Origin of the sequence: Candidatus Photodesmus blepharonis, assembly GCF_000731795.2 — a bacterium.
Taxonomy (GTDB): domain Bacteria; phylum Pseudomonadota; class Gammaproteobacteria; order Enterobacterales; family Vibrionaceae; genus Vibrio; species Vibrio blepharonis.
In genome coordinates this window covers 1-19,928 of the sequence record NZ_JGVK01000022.1, presented here as the reverse complement: position 1 = coordinate 19,928, position 19,928 = coordinate 1, and the positions used below count along the sequence as shown (strand labels likewise).

General features: G+C 36.3%; 17 protein-coding genes. 10 read left to right on the top strand and 7 right to left on the bottom strand.

Annotated features, from left to right (window positions below; genetic code table 11):
- Positions 1-14: 14 nt before the first annotated feature.
- The 3 genes from luxA to luxC are packed head-to-tail and all read right to left on the bottom strand — an operon-like array spanning position 15 to position 3,511.
- Positions 15-1,088, bottom strand: a complete 1,074-nt coding sequence (gene luxA / locus CF67_RS02830) for a luciferase subunit alpha (RefSeq protein WP_034414168.1) — start codon at positions 1,086-1,088, stop codon at positions 15-17.
- A 46-nt stretch (positions 1,089-1,134) separates the two neighbouring features.
- A complete protein-coding gene (gene luxD, locus CF67_RS02825; RefSeq protein ID WP_034414244.1) occupies positions 1,135-2,052 on the bottom strand; it encodes a fatty acid reductase transferase subunit LuxD in 918 nt (305 codons plus the stop codon).
- 16 nt (positions 2,053-2,068) lie between these two features.
- Positions 2,069-3,511: a long-chain-fatty-acyl-CoA reductase LuxC gene (gene luxC, locus CF67_RS02820; RefSeq protein ID WP_034414166.1), complete on the bottom strand. Its 1,443-nt coding sequence runs from the start codon at positions 3,509-3,511 to the stop codon at positions 2,069-2,071.
- A gap of 587 nt (positions 3,512-4,098) precedes the next feature.
- Here luxC and pyrB point away from each other — a divergent pair.
- The 3 genes from pyrB to CF67_RS02805 all read left to right on the top strand — a co-directional run bounded on the left by pyrB (position 4,099) and on the right by CF67_RS02805 (position 7,388).
- Positions 4,099-5,028 carry an aspartate carbamoyltransferase gene (gene pyrB, locus CF67_RS02815; protein WP_034414164.1) on the top strand — a complete coding sequence of 310 codons (930 nt, stop codon included), beginning with the start codon at positions 4,099-4,101 and terminating at the stop codon, positions 5,026-5,028.
- Between the two features lie 16 nt (positions 5,029-5,044).
- Positions 5,045-5,509: an aspartate carbamoyltransferase regulatory subunit gene (gene pyrI, locus CF67_RS02810; RefSeq protein WP_034414163.1), complete on the top strand. Its 465-nt coding sequence runs from the start codon at positions 5,045-5,047 to the stop codon at positions 5,507-5,509.
- A 112-nt stretch (positions 5,510-5,621) separates the two neighbouring features.
- A complete protein-coding gene (locus CF67_RS02805; RefSeq protein WP_034414161.1) occupies positions 5,622-7,388 on the top strand; it encodes a protein-disulfide reductase DsbD in 1,767 nt (588 codons plus the stop codon).
- Between the two features lie 71 nt (positions 7,389-7,459).
- On the opposite strand, the gene accC is transcribed toward CF67_RS02805, so the two are convergent.
- From accC to aroQ, 3 genes are read right to left on the bottom strand one after another with little or no spacing between them, the layout of a single operon-like run.
- The gene (accC, locus tag CF67_RS02800; RefSeq protein WP_034414159.1) at positions 7,460-8,800 is read right to left on the bottom strand and encodes an acetyl-CoA carboxylase biotin carboxylase subunit; all 1,341 of its coding nucleotides are present in this window, start codon (positions 8,798-8,800) and stop codon (positions 7,460-7,462) included.
- Between the two features lie 18 nt (positions 8,801-8,818).
- Complete coding sequence (accB, locus tag CF67_RS02795; RefSeq protein WP_034414157.1) at positions 8,819-9,232, bottom strand: acetyl-CoA carboxylase biotin carboxyl carrier protein; 414 nt, start codon at positions 9,230-9,232, stop codon at positions 8,819-8,821.
- A 50-nt stretch (positions 9,233-9,282) separates the two neighbouring features.
- The gene (gene aroQ, locus CF67_RS02790; RefSeq protein WP_034414156.1) at positions 9,283-9,732 is read right to left on the bottom strand and encodes a type II 3-dehydroquinate dehydratase; all 450 of its coding nucleotides are present in this window, start codon (positions 9,730-9,732) and stop codon (positions 9,283-9,285) included.
- 467 nt (positions 9,733-10,199) lie between these two features.
- Between aroQ and purH the strand changes: the two genes are divergently transcribed.
- Entirely contained in the window at positions 10,200-11,789 is a 1,590-nt protein-coding gene (purH, locus tag CF67_RS02785) for a bifunctional phosphoribosylaminoimidazolecarboxamide formyltransferase/IMP cyclohydrolase (protein ID WP_034414154.1), read from the top strand.
- Positions 11,790-11,991: 202 nt separating this feature from the next.
- On the opposite strand, the gene CF67_RS02780 is transcribed toward purH, so the two are convergent.
- Positions 11,992-12,465, bottom strand: a complete 474-nt coding sequence (locus CF67_RS02780) for a DUF494 family protein (RefSeq protein ID WP_034414144.1) — start codon at positions 12,463-12,465, stop codon at positions 11,992-11,994.
- A gap of 511 nt (positions 12,466-12,976) precedes the next feature.
- Here CF67_RS02780 and def point away from each other — a divergent pair.
- The 6 genes from def (at position 12,977) to CF67_RS02750 (ending at position 19,863) form a co-directional block, all read left to right on the top strand.
- Positions 12,977-13,492, top strand: a complete 516-nt coding sequence (def, locus tag CF67_RS02775; RefSeq protein WP_034414138.1) for a peptide deformylase — start codon at positions 12,977-12,979, stop codon at positions 13,490-13,492.
- Between the two features lie 65 nt (positions 13,493-13,557).
- Positions 13,558-14,505 (top strand): methionyl-tRNA formyltransferase, encoded by a 948-nt coding sequence (gene fmt, locus CF67_RS02770; RefSeq protein ID WP_034414135.1) that lies wholly within the window; start codon positions 13,558-13,560, stop codon positions 14,503-14,505.
- A gap of 44 nt (positions 14,506-14,549) precedes the next feature.
- Entirely contained in the window at positions 14,550-15,833 is a 1,284-nt protein-coding gene (gene rsmB / locus CF67_RS02765) for a 16S rRNA (cytosine(967)-C(5))-methyltransferase RsmB (RefSeq protein WP_034414132.1), read from the top strand.
- A gap of 12 nt (positions 15,834-15,845) precedes the next feature.
- Positions 15,846-17,228 (top strand): Trk system potassium transporter TrkA, encoded by a 1,383-nt coding sequence (gene trkA, locus CF67_RS02760; RefSeq protein WP_034414130.1) that lies wholly within the window; start codon positions 15,846-15,848, stop codon positions 17,226-17,228.
- A gap of 6 nt (positions 17,229-17,234) precedes the next feature.
- Positions 17,235-18,680, top strand: coding sequence for a TrkH family potassium uptake protein (locus CF67_RS02755; RefSeq protein WP_034414127.1), 1,446 nt, complete (start codon positions 17,235-17,237; stop codon positions 18,678-18,680).
- Between the two features lie 124 nt (positions 18,681-18,804).
- Positions 18,805-19,863, top strand: a complete 1,059-nt coding sequence (locus CF67_RS02750; protein WP_052538073.1) for a DUF2066 domain-containing protein — start codon at positions 18,805-18,807, stop codon at positions 19,861-19,863.
- The last annotated feature ends 65 nt before the right edge of the window (positions 19,864-19,928 follow it).

Sequence of the window (19,928 nt, the reverse complement as noted above, 5' to 3'; positions counted from 1 at the left end):
TTTATCCTAGATGGTTAATGCTTGCTTCTTTCTTTTAGATGCGGCATAACATCAGACTGGAAAAGCTGCATTGAAGCAATGATATCCTCTTCGCCACCATTAGCTTCGAACCCACAACAAATATTACTAATACCAGTTTCATCTATATCAGACTGAATAATATTAATGCACTCCTCTGGTGTTCCAACAGGATTAATGTCATAGCTGTAATCAATACGACGGTTGGTATCCTTATGCCCTTTTAAGACAAAATCTCGCCACTGACCTTTATTAAAATCGTAACCCTTAGTTTGGTCTGAATCGTCAAATATTGTGGTAGCGTTAAGATAAGAATCATACCAATGCCCTAAAAAATCACGACACGTATCTTTGGCTTGATTGCTATCATGCTGGACTGATGTAATATAAGATAAACAATGATCAATCTTCGAAATATCATGACCATGTTCAAGCGCAACTTCATTGTAAAGATCAAGTTGAGCTTTCTTTTCATTGAGATTGATAATCCAGCTTAGAATCATAGGCAACCCTCTTTCTGCAGCCCATTCAGTAGTTGAAGCAGACTCTGCCACTACATACACTGGAGCACCCCGTTCAATATAGGAATTCGGACCAACAGTAACTTCAGGAAATTTAATATGTTCGCTCTCTGAAGAAACAGAACCTTTTTCCATGCCCTCAACCATGATATCGTACCAACAGTTCATAAGTTCGCGACTATTATCCATGTCAGTTCCGAAAACGCGGAAATCCTTGTTATATAAACCTCGACAAATCCCGAACTTAAAACGACCTTTCGACATTTGATCAAGAAGATTCACATCTTCAAGTTGACGCACTGGATGGGCAGTCGGTAACACAACAGCAGCAGTACCAACATTCAACGTTTTGGTTGCACCAAGCAAATTAGCTGCTGCAACATAAGGATTACCGAGTAAACCAAACTCAGTGAAGTGATGCTCTAGCAACCATACCGTGTCAAAGCCACATGATTCCGAAGCCCTACCCAAATTGACCATGCGTTTAATGACCTCAGTTTGATCGAGTTGAGGAGGCTGATAAGTAAGTAAAAAGTTTCCAAATTTCATTTTTTCATTCCTTGTTTTGATAAACGCTGTCCCTATAGAAACTATATTAGGAGACGGCTAGAGATTGATTCTCTATTTGAGCTCTCATCCTACGCTCATTAACTGTTGTAACAGTAATCTGTTCAAATTTAGGCTCATATATGTCAGCATCGAGATTTAGACTTCCTTTTTCTAAGGCAATTGCAGCTTTTGTTATGGATTGATAAAAACTCCTTAACACAACAAAATTCCCTCCCAAATTGTGAGAAGCACCAAAGAAAGAATAAACCTTATAATCGCTGGAAATATTCGATAACATTTCAAAAACCTCTTCTTGCTTTACCCAAGAATCATTGCTGGCAATAAAAGTAATAAACGGAGCACAAAGGCCTCTTACGTTCTGCACAGTAGAGGAAAAATCCTGCCAACGATGCGCATAACAATCATGAACAAAAGCCTTAGCTCCTAAACGATGCCCTTCAAATTCTAAATCATCAGGCAATTCTCCAATAGGGAAGTTTAAATAATCAAGACCTAGTGCTCTTTTCAAAGTATCCCGCAAATTTACTACACCAACAGCTGTAATTAAAAAAGAAAGACGAACCTCAGAAATGATCTCATAAGCAATCCTTGCAGCAAGACTAGCGGCGATCAAACCAATGTCATAAATGTTCTTATCATTCAGCCACCTAACCACAGCCAACAAACTTTGCTTACCAACCGTCATAGTAAATTCATCAATATCGCCAGTGCTTAAACCAACATGATCGAGAGAGTCATAACGCACAACTCGAAAACCATTACTTGACAGATACTCAGCTAAACCTGAAAAATGATCCATACGCCTAGTAAACCCAGATGAAATCAGTATTATCTTGTTCCTCTTGGGTGATCCTTCTTTAGATAAAGTTTCCCAAACCCGGATTTCTTTGTCGTTCATCTTAATCACATGATCAATTGTAGAATTGACAAACCCATTACTCATATAATGTTCTTCCATGCTACGGTACGAAAACGAGGAATTTATCCTCTTCTAAGAACCTCGTTTGTTCAATCTCAACAGCAACGTCTTTCGTTGTAAAATTAAATGGCCTTTCCTGCGAGACAAACCGGACTAAACGTTGCAGGGGGCGCATCGTGTCATGAGCACCACCCACCCTAAATATATTATTCATTCCTGATTCAACAATTCTTTCTGCACCACAACTGGCTAATTCATCCCTATATTTGAAAGATGATTCCCAAGGGTATATGGACACTGTCTGAGTCATATATTTCCTGACATAACTATAAGCGTCCCTAACATCCGAAACATGATGGACATAAACACAGCGGCCTAAGGGTTGATTTTTTAACAAACCAGCCGGTGACTCAACCATCATCCAACTTTGATTTTCTCCGACATCTACGACATATCCAGCAAACAAACATTCTTTTTCCATCAAAGAGAATGCCACTTTACTATCAAAATTCTGCTCTGCTTTAGGTAAAATATTGGCATATAAACTTAGTTTAGATTGTAATTTCTTCTTAAATTCACAAAAATTTTCACCAACAAAGTAAACATTTTGTGTCGAAAAACACGCTTGTTGATCATAAAAACAAACATCATGTGCTACACCGCTCGCTGCAGCTTCTAGATCTCTAGGATCATCTATAATACTAAGACTTTGCTTTGGTCCAAATTTAATCAAATCGATATGGGGTGGAGTATGCTTAACTGCCCACTCAATGGCATCCTCTCCTCCCCAAGCTATAACAACATCAGCTTCACCCAATATTTGTACAGCTAAACTCAGATCTCCCCTGTGTGCGTGCGACCAATGAACTATAGATAAAGAACGAGTAACTGGGTGATCTGGATCGACATCAATGAAACTCATGGCTAATGCAGTTGGAGTAAATGGATCGGAGGAAGAGACCTTGACAATACACTGATTCTTAGTGATAATCGCGCGCACAATGGAAGTGATCCCAGACAAGGGAACGTTTCCAGCTAGCAAGTGAACAGACTTTCCTTTCGGAAAGGCTTTTACATAGCACTCCCCCTGGGGTATCCACTCATCGACAATGTGCCGCGATCCCAGATCACTGCTAACAATATCGTACAAAGCACTTTTTGAACATAGTATCATGGATATCCAATTGGCCTCTAACTTAGCCATTTGCTTTGAATAACCCATGAACTTCACTAAATCTCTTATGTAACTTCTTCGTCTCGAATACTCTTCGCTTTTCCAACGCTGACCAACAGTATACAAGAAATTTATAATGGAATGCAGCTCCAATTCCTCAATTTTTTTAGAGCTTTTAATCGCATCAACAACCTCCTTGCTAAACAGAGGAACCTTTACGAAGTGACCATTGACAACTAGCTCTCTGTCGTTTGCGCTAGAAGGTTGATACATGATCCCATTTAATACGAAGGGTACTTTCTTTTCCATTTGTGAATCCAAACCGAAAACCTAGTTTTTATTGTGGTTTGATTTAAATTTAGATCAACACATTATTCATGAATAATTATTAAATTCGATCTTACTCTGCATATTTTGCTATTTTAAATATGATATTAATCATTAATTTTTTAATTCAATTACTACACAACACGCGCATTATCTCCTAGTTAAACTAAGGAGGATCGCTCTTTAACCGATGCACAAATTAAATTTCAACTCCGGAAACATATCTCGTATTTAACAAAATAGGCAGATAGATAAAATTTATATCAATCTTTAATTTTTGAATTATAGATATTCTCTAATTATAAGTATGCGTATGGTAGAAATTACTGATTTACTTAGTTAACAACTATCATGATCGAACACCTCTTCTCAAATATCCATAGACTAAATAGAAAATCCAAATAAAAACTCGCAAAAATAAAATACGCTAGAGAAATTGTTGAAAATTAAATTTTTATTAGTAGAATCCATTGAGCTTGTTTACTTCTGAATTTTAAAAAGCGAAATAACAAGTTATATTTTTCGATAATCCCAGCTAGCTCTTTAAATGTAGATAAGGCGGAACTGTTGTGGCTCATTCGTTGTTTAACAAGCATATAATCTCCATTCCAGAACTAGCTCGTAGTGAGCTAGAGATGGTGATCAACACCACTAAAAAATTCAAAGCAAAATCAAGTCCAGAGTTATTAAAAAACAAGGTGATAGCGAGCTGTTTCTTTGAACCTTCAACACGCACTCGTCTATCTTTTGAAACAGCGGTACAACGTTTAGGTGGAACTATCGTCGGATTTGATAATGGCTCTAATATCTCGTTGACAAACAAAGGGGAAACCTTAGCTGACTCTATTCGAGTAATATCTTCGTATGTCGATGCATTTGTGATTCGTCATCCACAAGAAGGCGCCGCACGTCTAGCATCTGAATTTTCCCAAAACGTGCCTGTTATTAACGCCGGTGATGGCGCTAACCAACATCCAAGCCAAACCTTATCAGATCTCTTCTCAGTTTACGAAACACAAAGCACACTTGATAACCTAAATATTGCATTTGTTGGAGATTTAAAATACGGCCGTACTGTGCACTCGCTGGCTCAGGCACTATCCAAATTCAACGGTTCACGATTTTTCTTTATCTCTCCAGAAGTGTTGGCAATGCCCGATTATATTTGTCAAGAACTTAGCGAAACTGATATAACTTACAGCAAGCATAGCAGCATTGAAGAAGTAATCCCGGAACTTGACGTACTGTATATGACACGTATACAAAAAGAACGTTTTGATGAGTCTGAATATGCACATATTAGATCAGATTATATTTTAACCAAAGAGTCACTAAAAAATGCACGTCATAACATGAAGGTATTACATCCATTACCTCGCATAGACGAAATCGCCACTAATGTCGATCAAACTTCGCACGCTTACTATTTTGAGCAAGCAGAGAATGGCGTTTATGCACGCAAAGCTCTATTGGCTCTAGTTCTGAACAACAATCTCTGAGAGTTAGGAGAGAATTATGATTAAGCAAACTCAACTGCAAGTTGAAGCAATTTGTAACGGTACTGTAATCGATCATATTCCTGCTCATGTCGGAATTAAAATCCTTAAACTATTTAAAATGCACAAAACGGATGAGCGTATCACTATTGGACTAAATTTACCATCTTCAGAATTAAGTTACAAAGATCTAATTAAAATTGAAAATATTTTTTTAACTAAAGAGCAAGCTAATCAACTAGCATTATACGCACCAAAAGCAACAGTCAATCAAATAAAAGAATACAAAGTGGTTGATAAGCTTATGTTAACGTTGCCAAAACGAATAAATAGTGTATTTGAATGTCCAAATAGCAACTGTATTTCTCATGGAGAACCTGTGGAAAGTCGTTTTTCAGTCTGGATGAAAAACGAAAATGTACAACTGAAATGCCACTATTGCGAAAAAGTATTTTCTCGTGAAATTATGACAGAAACTCGATAAAAGCGGATTATTTCCCTTATTATTGCGTAAAATTTGTATCGCATGTAGATTTGCCTATAAAATAATCTAACTTGGCTAGTACGTCCATATTTTTACCTCAATCATTATTTGTATGCAATTAATTATCTCGTTACTCATTTTTCTTTTATCTTTTTCTGCACAATCTACGTTTTCAACGCATAATAGCGAAGACAGTGCCTTGAACCCTATACTCAAAAACAATAAATTCCTCCCTATTAAATTAGCTGTTCCCTTTAACTTCTATCAAAAAAACAATCAAATTTTCTTAAATTGGAAAGTAAAAAAAAATTACTATCTCTATCAATCAAGTATTTCCATTACTGGTAACAAAATTGCGATTAGGAATATCGAAATGCCTCAAGGTCAACTTTACACAAACGAGTTCCTTGAGGAAATCCACATCTATTCTGAACCACTAATGATCAAAGTACCATTATATAATTATCAAAAAGGAGCACATTTGGTTGTCCAGTACCAAAGTTGCGCTAAAACTGGTTTTTGCTATCCTCCTGAAACTCATATAGTACCCATCAAAAGTTTTCGGAATAACACTCTAAAACCTAAAGAAAAAAATACGACAACGCAAATTATTTCAAATACTCAACAAAACCATTTAGCAAATAAATTAGCTAAATACTGGTGGACACCTCTATTATTTTTCGTTCTAGGTTTTGGTCTCGCTTTTACTCCTTGTGTACTACCAATGTATCCAATTTTAACAACTATCATATTAGGCAATAACATTAGTCACACTCGAGCGCTAGCCTTATCATTTACTTACGTACAAGGCATGGCATTGACCTATTCTTTGCTTGGTTTAACCACTGCTTCTTTAGGCATACAATTTCAAGCAACAATGCAACATCCGTATGCATTAATTACTCTAAGTACCATATTTGTTGCTCTTGCTGCATCAATGTTCGGTTTGTATAATCTCCAATTACCAAATAATATGCAAGTTTGGGTGAGAAATATCAGCAATAATCAGAAAAGTAGCAGTGCGTTCAGGGTATTTAATATGGGTGTGATATCGGGTTTAGTTTGCTCACCATGTACCACACCTCCACTTTCTGGAGCATTGCTTTATCTTACACAAAGCGGTGATATATTCACTGGAGGAATTTCACTGTATGCACTAGGAACAGGTATGGGTACTCCACTTATGCTTACTGCAGTGTTAGGCAATAAGTTGCTTCCGAAAACAAGTGCTTGGAATAGTGCAATCAAAGTGCTATTGGGCTTTCTTCTACTTGCTATGTGCATCTTTCTACTAGAACGAATTTTACAAGACATGTGGATTACTGTGCTATGGTCATTGCTCGGTTTAACAACTTCTATTTGGCTTTATTACATTAAAAACAAACTGCTAATTAGCACTTGGAAACAAAACATAATCGTCATTATCGCCATATCGGGCTTGTTTATATCAGCACAGCCTACAATGAATTTTTTCTTTCAGCAAAAAAAAGATGCCTTGATAAACAACGAACAGAAGATCGAATTTACACAAATAAACAATATTCAAGAGTTGGAAGAACAGGTATTTTTTGCTAAAAAAGAAAAAAAATCAATCATGCTTGATTTTTATTCGGACTGGTGTGTAGCGTGCAAAGCATTAAAACAAAATACTTTCGATCATTTTGACGTTAAAGCTAGGTTAAAAACCTTTGTTCTACTTCAAGCAAATATAACTAAGAATTCATCTCAAAGTATCGGATTAACGCAACATATGAACGTGCTAGGCTTACCAACTATCGAATTTTGGAATTCGAAAGGCGAACATATCCCAAACGCGCGTATCACCGGTTTTATTGAAGCGGAAGCATTTCTAAAACACCTAAGGAACCATAAACTTTAATTATTTAGGTTTCATTTGTTTAAAGGCTAAAAATATAAAACTAAATAACAGAACAAGTAACCGACTTTCATTTAAAATCCGAGTTTCTTTTCTAAATAGTGTATATTTGTCCCACCACGTTGAAAACCTTTGTCATTCATAATGGACTCTTGCAATGCAACATTCGTTTCAATACCCTCAATGATTATTTCGGCCAATGCATTCTTCATACGAGCAATCGCAACATCACGATGTTCGCCCAATACAATCAACTTACCAATCATTGAATCATAGTAGGGTGGTACTGCGTATCCTGTATAAATATGCGATTCCCAACGTACTCCCATACCGCCAGGCGCATGAAAACATTTTATCGTACCTGGTGACGGAAAAAAATGGACTGAATCTTCAGCATTGATACGACATTCGATAGCATGACCACGAACTTTAATTTCGTTTTGACTAAACGATAAAGGCTTACCTGAAGCAATCCGCAGCTGTTCTTTAACAAGATCAATACCAGTCACCATTTCAGTTACTGGATGCTCTACCTGAATACGAGTGTTCATTTCAATGAAGTAAAATTCACCATCTTCATACAAGAACTCAAGAGTACCTACACCGCGATATCCAATTTTAATACAAGCATTTACACAACACTTTCCAATATACTCACGCATTTCGTCAGTGATACCTGGAGCTGGCGCTTCTTCAACTACTTTTTGATGACGACGCTGTATTGAGCAATCACGTTCACCAAGATGGATCACACTACCTTGACCATCAGCAATAATCTGTACTTCAACATGACGAGGATTTTCTAGAAATTTCTCCATGTAAACATCATGATTGTTAAAGGTAACCTTAGCTTCTGAACGAGTCATAGCGATAGTCTGAATTAATTCAGTTTCAGAGTAAACCACACGCATACCACGACCACCACCACCACCAGATGCTTTAATAATTACTGGGTAACCAATACGTCTAGCATGTGCAATATTCTCTGTTACATTATCATTTAAACAACCATCCGAACCAGGAACACAAGGAACACCAGCTTTTCTCATTACATTTATAGCTGAAACTTTATCTCCCATCATACGGATAGTTTCAGCCTTAGGTCCGACAAAAATAAAACCACTGTGCTCTACCTGTTCTGCAAAATCGGCATTTTCTGATAAAAATCCATAACCAGGATGAATAGCGGCAGCACCTGTCACTTCTGCGGCTGAAATAATACGAGGAATATTCAAGTAACTATCCACACTACTTGCAGGACCGATGCACACAGTTTCGTCTGCGAGGAGTACGTGTTTTAGATCACGGTCAGCTACTGAATGAGTAGCAACGGTTTTGATACCCAATTCTTTACATGCCCGAAGAATACGAAGCGCAATTTCACCCCGATTTGCAATAAGTAATTTGTCTAGCATTTTAAAAGGAAACTCCTATTATTCAATAATAACCAACGGTTGTTCAAATTCAACCAGTTGACCATCGTTAACCAAAATAGCAGTCACAATACCTGATTTATCAGCCGTAATTTGATTCATCATCTTCATGGCTTCAACAATACACAATGTTTCACCAACAATAACTTGTTGTCCTAGTTTAATAAATGGCTCTGAATTTGGACTCGGAGAACTGTAGAAAGTACCCACTATTGGAGAAAGAACTTGATGACCAGATGGTGCCGAGGATGAAGGAGACACTGAAGAAGATGAAGATTGAACTGGATCTATAGAAGACACAGACGAAACACCACGACTGATGCGTATTGACTCTTCACCATCAGAAATTTCTAATTCAGCGATACCAGATTCTTCAATTAATTTGACAAGCTTCTTAATTTTACGAATATCCATTTTTTTCTCTTTCTATTTTATAGTGTAGTTCTGCAGGTTAAGCATAATGATTATTTTGATCGCAAATACGTAATAGCAGCAGAAAGAGCAAATTGATAACCTTGTGAACCAAAACCACAGATCACTCCTTGAGCCTTATCAGATAAATAAGAGCGATGTCGAAATGGCTCACGTGCATAAATATTAGATAAATGTACTTCAATAAATGGAATCTCTACACCGAGTAGAGCGTCACGCAACACCACACTAGTGTGAGTGAAGGCTGCTGGATTTATAATAATAAAGCTTATTTTCCCTAAAGCATTATGAACAGCTTCTACCAATTCATATTCACGATTTAGCTGTAAACATTCTAACTCAACCTGTTCCTCTTTAGCCTGCTTTTGCAATCCATCAATAATTTGCGCTAGTGGTTGAAAACCATAATAGATCGATTCCCGTAAACCTAAAAGATTAAGATTAGGTCCATTAATTATTAAAACGCGCAACTTTGAAAACATAACACAGGCATCTCTCTATATTAAATTTCGGATTTCAGAAATAAATTATGAGTGTTTTTATTGCATGGCAATCAATTTAACTCATTATTATTCCTTATCCAGTTCTTTTGCGCAGCATACCATAATTCATATCCATAATAACTGCTACACAAATTTGATTTCTCTGAACTCACCACGCAACAACATCTAAAAATTAAAGAGGCTATTCAATTTCAGATTCATATTTGTTAAATCATGACATATTATTAAACAATCGCATGTCTTTAATAATACGGATATTACACTTTATTAAAACCTTAGGTTAAAATTAGTGTGTGGAAAATTAAATTAATGATGATCGCATAAGACTTTTATTTTAAAATAAATTATAATGCGCTAATAAGAAATACCTAGTTTAAATAGGTTGGTTTAGTGCAGATATTTTTGCTGAGTCTAGCACTGCGTTTTAAAGGAGAGCGAAAAGCAACATGAGTGATATTCATCCCATTCAACACGCTTTAATTAGCGTATCAGACAAAACTGGTATCGTTGAGTTCGCACAAAATCTCATTGAACGTGGCATAAGGATATTATCCACAAGTGGTACTGCGCAATTACTCGCTAATAATGGAATTTCTATAACTGAAGTTTCAGATTATACCAATTTCCCAGAAATGATGGATGGATGTGTTAAAACACTTCACCCTAAAATCCATGGCGGTATATTAGGTCGTCCTGGCCAAGATGATGATATAATGGAAATGTACAATATAGAACCTATTGATATGGTTGTTGTTAACCTCTATCCATTTGCAAATACTATAGCTAAAAATGACTGTACGCTAATTGATGCAATAAAAAATATTGATATTGGTGGCCAAGCTATGATTCGTTCCGCGGCTAAAAATTATAAAAAAGTAGCCATCATTATTAATACTCAGGATTATGATCGTATTATATCTGAAATGGATGAAAACAACGCTTCTCTAACCTCTGAAACACGTTTCGCTCTTGCCGTTACAGCGTTTGAGTATATAGCTGTTTATGATAGGATAATTTCTGACTATCTCAACCTCAAAATTGAGTCTAGAGATAAATGTGAAATGAGTAAAAAATCTAAATTTCCTCGTATTCTTAAACAACAGTTCGAAAAAAAGCAGGATATGCGTTACGGTGAAAATAGCCACCAAGCGGCTGCTTTTTATGTTAACAGAAACTCTGAAGACGGATCTGTATCCACTGCACTTCAAATCCAAGGAAAATCACTTTCTTATAATAACATTACTGATATTAACGCAGCACTTGAATGTGTCCAAGAATTCAGCGAACCGGCATGTGTAATCGTAAAACATACTAATCCATGTGGTGTAGCGTTAGGCAAAAATATACTCATAGCCTACAAACGCGCCTATCAAACAGATCCAATATCTGCGTTTGGTGCTGTCATTGCCTTCAACCGAAAATTAGACGCAATAACTGTAGCAACTATTATTAAGAATCAATTTGTTGAAGTCATTATCGCCCCCTCTGTTTCGTCCGGAGCAGTTGAGGTTGCTTCAGAAAAGAAAAACATTCGTCTACTTCAGTGTGGTGAACAATCAAGTAAAACTACTGGTTTTGATATGAAATGCGTCAAAGGTGGTTTATTAATCCAAGATCATGATCAAAGTACGATCTCAATTAATGATCTTAAAGTAGTTTCTAAACGTCAGGCAACAGAGAGAGAGTTAGAAAGTGCTCTGTTCTGCTGGAAAGTCGTAAAATACGTCAAATCCAACGCGATTGTATACTCAAGAGGTTGCATGACTATTGGAATAGGAGCCGGACAAATGAGTCGTATTGATGCAGCTAAAATTGCCGGCATGAAAGCTTCCGAAGCAAATTTAAAACTAGAAGGTTCCACAATGGCATCAGACGCCTTTTTTCCATTTCGCGATGGCATCGATATAGCTGCACGCTTTGGTGTCAAATGCATTGTTCAACCAGGCGGATCAATACGCGATAATGAAGTTATTGCAGCAGCTAATGAACATAAAATGACTATGATTTTTACTGGTGTACGTCATTTCCTCCATTAAAATATTTAACAAAAAATTCAATCATTGAGATGTAGCCCCTCCACAACGAAGATGAATACAGATAAAGCTTCTTTAATTATAAATGTGAGGGAAAATACGATCTTTTAAAGTCTAATACCCCAAATTTTTTAAAAATACCACACTGCATAAATATTGATCTGTTTTTCATGTGCAATTATCTAGATCAATAAGCTAAAGGCTCCTAATGAAGAATACCCTTCTCTTTCGAGTACAACAATTCTTCCATCAATGTATAGGCACGCTCGTTTCCTGGCACATTAAACAGTACCATAAGGATAATCCATTTTAAATCATCTAACTCAAATTCATTGGTTTCTAATCCCATTACTCGATCAATAACCATTTCACGAGTCTCAGTAGTCAGAACTTTTACTTGCTCAAGAAATAAAAGAAAACCACGGCCCTCTAAATCAATCCTTTTCATCTCTTCACGAGTATAAACTCGGATTGAAGTCGCTGCACTAGTTGAAATAGTAGAATATGCATCATTTTGTCGTAATGCTGCTAACTCTTCCAACCAATTTAGAACTTTAAAGATGTCTTTTTTATGGAAGCCAGCCCGAAGCAACTCATCTTCTAACTCATCCTGCTCCACTCGCAACTCAACATCGCTATGTATATAAGTTTCGAATAAATACATCAGTATGTCCATCATAGCTTAGCTCCTCCCCTTGCAAATATAGCCGCCGTAAATAATAACATACTCTGAAAATTTCATTTTTCAGAACTATAATGAGTCCATACATGAGTATATTCTGTTTTTATTTATGAAATCATCAACTGGTATAACCTCTACATTCTAAGTTAACTAAGAGTTAAGAAACTAGCAATAACTCACTATTTTTACATATCTCCAATTGCTTTTTTAAAAGCTGTTCTGCTAACGTAAAAAAAATCAGAAAAACCAATTTTTCATTTGATATGAACAAATCTACCAAAATATAGATTTCATCTAAAAAATATCCTTCTCTTATTACGTGGAAAAACAAAACCTTATAGATAGAATTAATCAAACTTAAGCACCAAAAATTTCCTTCCAATATATTTAATAGTAAGAGATACGGATAGAAATAATACGAGGATACTGTCATTTAGACCATAAACTGTCTAGAATCTAGACAATAAAGCTAACTGAACTTCAAATTAATTCAAAATTCTAAGTGCATATGTCTATACTAAAAATATTAACATTTCCAGATGATCGTCTTCGTATCATCGCAAAAAAAATTGAAAAAATCACTCCAGAGGTCCAAACACTCATTGATGATATGATCGAAACCATGCATAGCCAAAGAGGTGTGGGCCTTGCAGCAACACAAGTAAACTATCACAAACGTGTCATCGTTATTGATATTTCAGAAAAATATAATAATCCAATCACACTCATAAACCCTAAAATCCTAGAAAAACGTGGAAAAAGCAATATCGAAGAGGGATGCCTGTCAATTCCTAACGTATATTCTTCAGTATCACGTGCAACTGAAATTATAGTTGAAGCTCTTGATCGTGATAGCAAAAAGCTAACCTTCGAAGCTCACGGTTTATTAGCGATTTGTGTTCAACACGAACTAGATCATTTAGAAGGAAAATTATTTATAGATTATCTTTCTCCTCTAAAACGTAAACGCATCCGAGATAAATTAACTAAAATTAAGCGATACAATGAGAGACAATTAAAATAAAAAAAGATTTACAGCCATTTTTCATCAACATAAATAAGCCAACACATTATAGAAGGAAGCTCTCTTTGAATCAGTCATTAAGAATTATTTTTGCAGGAACCCCAAATTTTGCCGTATACCATTTAATGACACTGTTGTCTTCAGAACATAAAGTTGTTGCGATATATACTCGACCAGATCGCCTAGCAGGCCGTGGTAAAAAACTTACTTCGAGTCCAATTAAAAATATGGCATTAAAACATGACATTCCTATCTATCAACCAGAAAATTTCAATTCAGACTGTTCAAAACAGCAATTGATGGATCTAAATGCCGATTTAATGGTCGTGGTAGCGTATGGTCTATTGCTTCCTAAAGCAATAATAAATATACCAAAGTTCGGTTGCATTAATGTTCATGGATCTATTTTACCTTTATGGCGTGGTGCTGCACCAATTCAACGTTCAATTCTAGCAGGTGATAATAAAACTGGTATAACAATAATACGAATGAGTGTTAAATTAGATGCTGGTGATATTCTGAAGGTTGCAAGTTTACCTATTAAATCAAATGATACTACTGCATCCATGTGTGAAAAATTAGCAAAACTAGGTTCAAAGATTTTAATTAGCTGTTTAAAAAACATTGCCAATAATACTGTGATCACTCAAAAACAAAATCATGAATTTGCTAGCTATGCTAAAAAGCTAAAAAAAGAAGAGGCCAGAATTAATTGGAAACACAGTGCAAAATATATTGAACGGTCTATTCGCGCTTTTAACCCTTGGCCAATAAGCTACTTTCGAACTGGCAATAATAATATTAAAGTGTGGAAAAGTAGCGTTTCTGAAGTAAATTCAAAAGAATCGGCCGGTACGATCATTCAAATGGATAAAACTGGAATTTATGTTGCAACGGGCGATGGCATCTTAATACTTGAATCATTGCAAGTACCTGGAAAAAAAATCGCGCTAGTACAAGATATTCTCAATACCCAAGCAAATTGGTTAAAAATTGGAACTAAATTAGATTAAATAATTTTACTAAAACTTGACTCATATTTTTGAAGGTTTCTACCATGAATATCCGCGCTTTATCTGCAGAGCTACTTTTGCAAGTAATTGATAAAAAAAACTTACTGTCTCAAACTATGCGTGTAGCTAAAAGAAAAATCCCTCTAAAAGAGCATCCCCTCTTACAAGAAATTTGCTATGGTGTACTACGTCATTTGTCTCGACTAGAATCAATCTCTAGCAAATTAATAAATGTTCCTTTAAAAGGTAAAAAACGGATATTTCATTATCTTATTTTAGTTGGTATTTATCAGTTACGCTTTATGCGAATTCCATTATATGCCTCTGTTTCTGAAACAGTGGAAAGCGCTAAAACCTTCGGAAAAGTAGATTTAAGCGGACTAATCAATGCAGTACTACGTAATTATTTACGTAATCAAAAAAAACTTAATGAGATCTCTCCAAGCAGCAATGTAGAGAAACATAATCATCCGAGTTGGATATTAAAAATGCTGCAAACAAACTACCCAGAAAGATGGTTAAGCGTTATTAACGCAAACAACAGCAGAGCACCAATGTGGTTACGTGTAAATAAGAAGCACCACACACGTAATGAATACTCACGGCTACTACGTAATAATAACATTGCACATACTTTACATACTCAAGCGCCCGACGCAATAAAATTAACATCTCCATGTAACGTGACATTAATTCCAGGTTTCAAAGAAGGTTGGGTATCAATCCAAGATGCAGCAGCCCAATTGTCAATTAATTACCTGAAACCGCAAGATGGAGAGTTAATCTTAGACTGTTGCGCTGCGCCCGGTGGAAAAACTACACACATTTTGGAACATACGAAAAATACTAAAGTAGTGGCAATCGACAGTAATCCCACACGTTTGAAGCGTTTGCACGAAAATCTTAATCGATTAAAACTCAAAGCAAATGTAATTTGTAATGACGCCCGTTATCCGAACAAATGGTGGAAAGGTAACAAATTTGATCGAATTCTGCTTGATCTACCATGTTCATCGACTGGCATCATTCGCCGTCATCCAGATATCAAATGGTTACGTCAAGTAAGCGATATCAGTGCTTTTGCTAAACTGCAAAGAGAAATTATGGATGTAATGTGGAAACAGCTCAAGCCAGGCGGTACCATGGTATACGCAACTTGTTCTATCGTCCCACAAGAAAATGAACTACAAGTAGAGGCTTTTTTAGATCGCGTTGAAGATGTGATCCTAACAAATTATGAATCCAATGGCTATGGTCGTCAAATCCTTCCAGGTGAAGAGGACATGGACGGTTTTTACTACGCAGTACTAAAAAAACAAGCATCCTAAAAGAGTTATGGTATGAAAATTATCATTCTTGGCGCAGGTCAAGTCGGCGGTACATTAGCGGAAAATTTAGTTGGTGAAAACAACGACATTACCATTGTCGACAAAAATGGAAACCGCTTGCATGAGCTGCAAGACAAATATGATCTACGTGTTGTAAACGGTTGCGCAAGTCACCCATACGTACTTCGCGAAGCTGGTGCACAAGATGCAGACATGTTAGTTGCGGTAACAAATATGGATGAAACTAATATGATGGCATGTCAAATAGCTTTCTCTCTATTTAAGACACCAAACCGAATTGCACGTATCCGTTCTCCAGCGTATCTCTCTGAAAAAGAATCCTTATTTAAACTGGGTACAATTCCAATTGATCACCTAATTTCTCCTGAAGAACTGGTCACCAGCTACATTGAGCGTTTAATTCAATATCCAGGATCACTACAAGTTGCTAGTTTTGCAGAACAAAAAGTCAGCCTCGTAGCTGTAAAAGCATACTATGGTGGTCCTCTAGTAGGGCATGCACTTTCTGAATTGCGTAAACACATGCCACATATTGACACTCGAGTCGCTGCTATTTTTCGTCAAGGCCGTCCGATTAGGCCACAAGGTACTACTATTATTGAAGCTGACGATGAGGTATTTTTTATCGCAGCCAGCAACCATATCCGATCGGTTATGAGTGAACTTCAACGACTCGAACAACCATACCATCGCATTATGATTGTAGGAGGTGGAAACATCGGAGCCGGCTTAGCAAAGCGTCTTGAACAAAATTACAGCGTAAAATTGATTGAACGCAGATACCAACGAGCTGAAAAATTATCTGAAGAATTAGAAAACACTATTATATTTTGTGGTGACGCTGCTGATCAGACACTGCTAACTGAAGAAAACATTGACCAAGTAGATGTTTTTGTTGCTGTAACCAACGAAGATGAAACTAACATTATGTCAGCGATGCTGGCAAAACGTATGGGAGCAAAAAAAGTAATGGTACTAATCCAACGCAACGCTTATATAGACTTAGTACAAGGTGGCGTTATTGATATCGCAATCTCTCCCCAGCAAGCCACTATTTCCGCATTACTAACTCATGTTCGTCGCGCTGATATTGTTAATGTTTCTTCTCTACGTCGTGGTGCAGCAGAAGCAATAGAAGCAATTGCACACGGTGATAAAAGCACATCAAAAGTTGTGAATCGCGCAGTTCATAATATCAAGTTACCACCAGGAACTACTATTGGTGCAATTGTTCGCGGTGAAGAAGTCCTAATTGCTCATGATAGAACAGTCATCGAACAAGATGATCATGTGGTTATGTTCCTTGTAAACAAAAAGTATATACCTGATGTTGAAGCATTGTTCCAACCAAAATCCCTTTTTTCTATAGAATAGAGATATATGCTTAATTTACGCCCCATACTATTCATAATTGGATTAGTATTATCAAAACTAGCTCTATTTATGTACATTCCTATAACTGTTGCTTTTATAACAGGTAAAGATGGTTTTCTCGAATTTTTTCAATCTTTGTTAATAACACATTTAGCAGCTTTTGCTTGCTTAACGTTAGGACGTACTCCAGCATTTAAGTTAAGCGTTCGAGACATGTTCATTATTACTAGCTTAGTTTGGACTATCACTAGCGCCTTTGCAGCACTACCTTTCGTATTCATTAATCATATTAGCTTTACTGATGCTTATTTTGAAACTATGTCAGGTATCACCACCACAGGCTCTACAGTATTAAGTGGTCTTGATGATATGGCACCAAGCATTTTAATCTGGCGATCTATTTTACAATGGCTTGGTGGTATTGGTTTTATTGTTATGGCTGTAGCAATATTGCCAATGCTTAATGTTGGCGGTATGAAATTATTCCAAACAGAATCCTCAGATTGGTCGGATAAAAGCAGTCCACGAGCGAAAACTGTAGCAAAGAATATTGTTGCAGTGTACTTAGTACTAACTACATTATGTTTAATTTGTTATCTAATGACTGGTATGAGTCTATTTGATGCTATTAACCATTCATTTACTACTCTCTCTACTGGTGGATACTCAACCTCAGACGAATCAATGAACCATTTCTCTAAAGGTACCCATTGGGTTGGAACTACGTTTATGTTTCTAGGTGGACTACCCTTCTTGTTATTTGTTACTGCAATTCGTAAACGAAAGCCTTCAACACTATATAAGGATGCGCAAGTACTTGGTTTCATATATCTGTTTCTAATTTCAAGTTTAGTAGTAACAATATGGTTAAACCTTCACGATAATTACCCATTACTCGAAGCACTCCGCGTCTCCATGTTCAACATTATTTCAGTGATTACAACAACAGGATTTGGACTAGAAAATTTTACTGCATGGGGAGCTCTACCAAGCACCTTATTTGCTTTTTTAATGATCACTGGTGCTTGTTCTGGTTCTACATCAGGAGGTATTAAAATATTCCGTTTTCAAATCGCAATGACATTGCTAAATAAACAAATAATGAGACTAATTCATCCAACAGGAGTATTTGTTCAACGTTACAATCAGCGTCCAGTCAATGATGACATTGCCCGTTCAGTTGTTGCGTTCGGTTTAATGTTCTTCATAACAATTATTTTTATTGCTTGCTGCTTAAGTGCCATGGAACTTGATCCTATCACAAGCATATCGGGTTCAATTACAGCTGTCGCTAACGTAGGCCCAGGAATGGGAAAAATAATTGGTTCAACAGGTAATTTTGCTCCTTTACCAGACGCTGCCAAATGGCTTCTCAGTCTGGGTATGCTAATGGGAAGATTAGAAATCTTAACTTTGCTAGTCCTATTCTTTCCTGCTTTTTGGCGTTATTAACAAGTACATTAAGTACACTAGCAAACTATCTTAACTAAGATATATTTATTTTTAATTGCTTAGCGCTTAATAGTTACTTATACTCACCGCCTGATAATTTGTAAAAAATTATCTAGGAGGATGAATGCTCAACTTCGCTTTGTTATTGCTAGGGAGTGTAGCTCTTCCAGCTCACGCACTAACAAAGATTGACTTGTACCATTCAGAAATTAACATCTATCCAGAACAAGAAAACGCTGATCTTAAAGCTCGAATCAGCGGTATGAAAGAGGTTATCATCCGCTCTTCTGGAGATAAAAAAGCTATTTATAACGATGTTATTAAAAAAGCACTTGATCAATCGTCTCAATATCTCACACAAATTAGCTATTCTCAAACAAATGGTAATAAAACTATCAAAATGGACTTCAGCCCTCCAAATATTCGTTCGATACTAAGCGAAGCAGAACTGCCATTCTGGAAAGAAAATCGTACAAACTTATTAATTTGGTTGATTGAAAAATCAAAGCATAATCATGCTATCTCCTGGGATCATTCGGATACGGTAATATTAAATACCATTAAATACAATGCTAAAAAACGTGGCTTGCCAATAACTTTTCCTATTGGGGATTTTGAAGATGTAAATAATATTACAGTTGCCGATTTATGGAGTGGCTCTACTAAACTATTAAATAAGGCTAGCAAACGTTACTTAACAGATGCAGTTCTTGTTATTTATGCACAAAATGATAACTTTCGTTGGATTTTATATGATCAAAAACCACCGTTTATATCAAAATATAAAGTGCCAATAAGCGGCAATAGTTCTGGTAACAAGGGTCCTGAGGAGATAATTGACCAATTAAGCAACTACTACGCAAAAAAAAACTCAGTGATTGCTAAAGTCAAGTCATCAAAAACATTAAAAGCACAATTCACCATGGTTGATAATATGTCAACTTTTTTTCAACTTGAAAATAGATTAAAAAATCTCATCTCAGTCGAATCGGTAGATATTCTCAAAATTCATGGATCATCAGTAATTTTCAATATTCATCTACTTGCTACAAAAAAAAATTTTGAAGAAGAAGTGCTGCGTATGGAAAGTATAAAAGGAAAAAAAACGAAACAAAAGACAAGCACAAACAGCTCAGTGAAAACAGATGAAGAAATCGATTTCTACTTCACAATATCTCATTAGAGGAATAAGAATAAGAGAAGCCCGTTCACAAGTAAAGTGGCGGAGTGGACGGGATTCGAACCCGC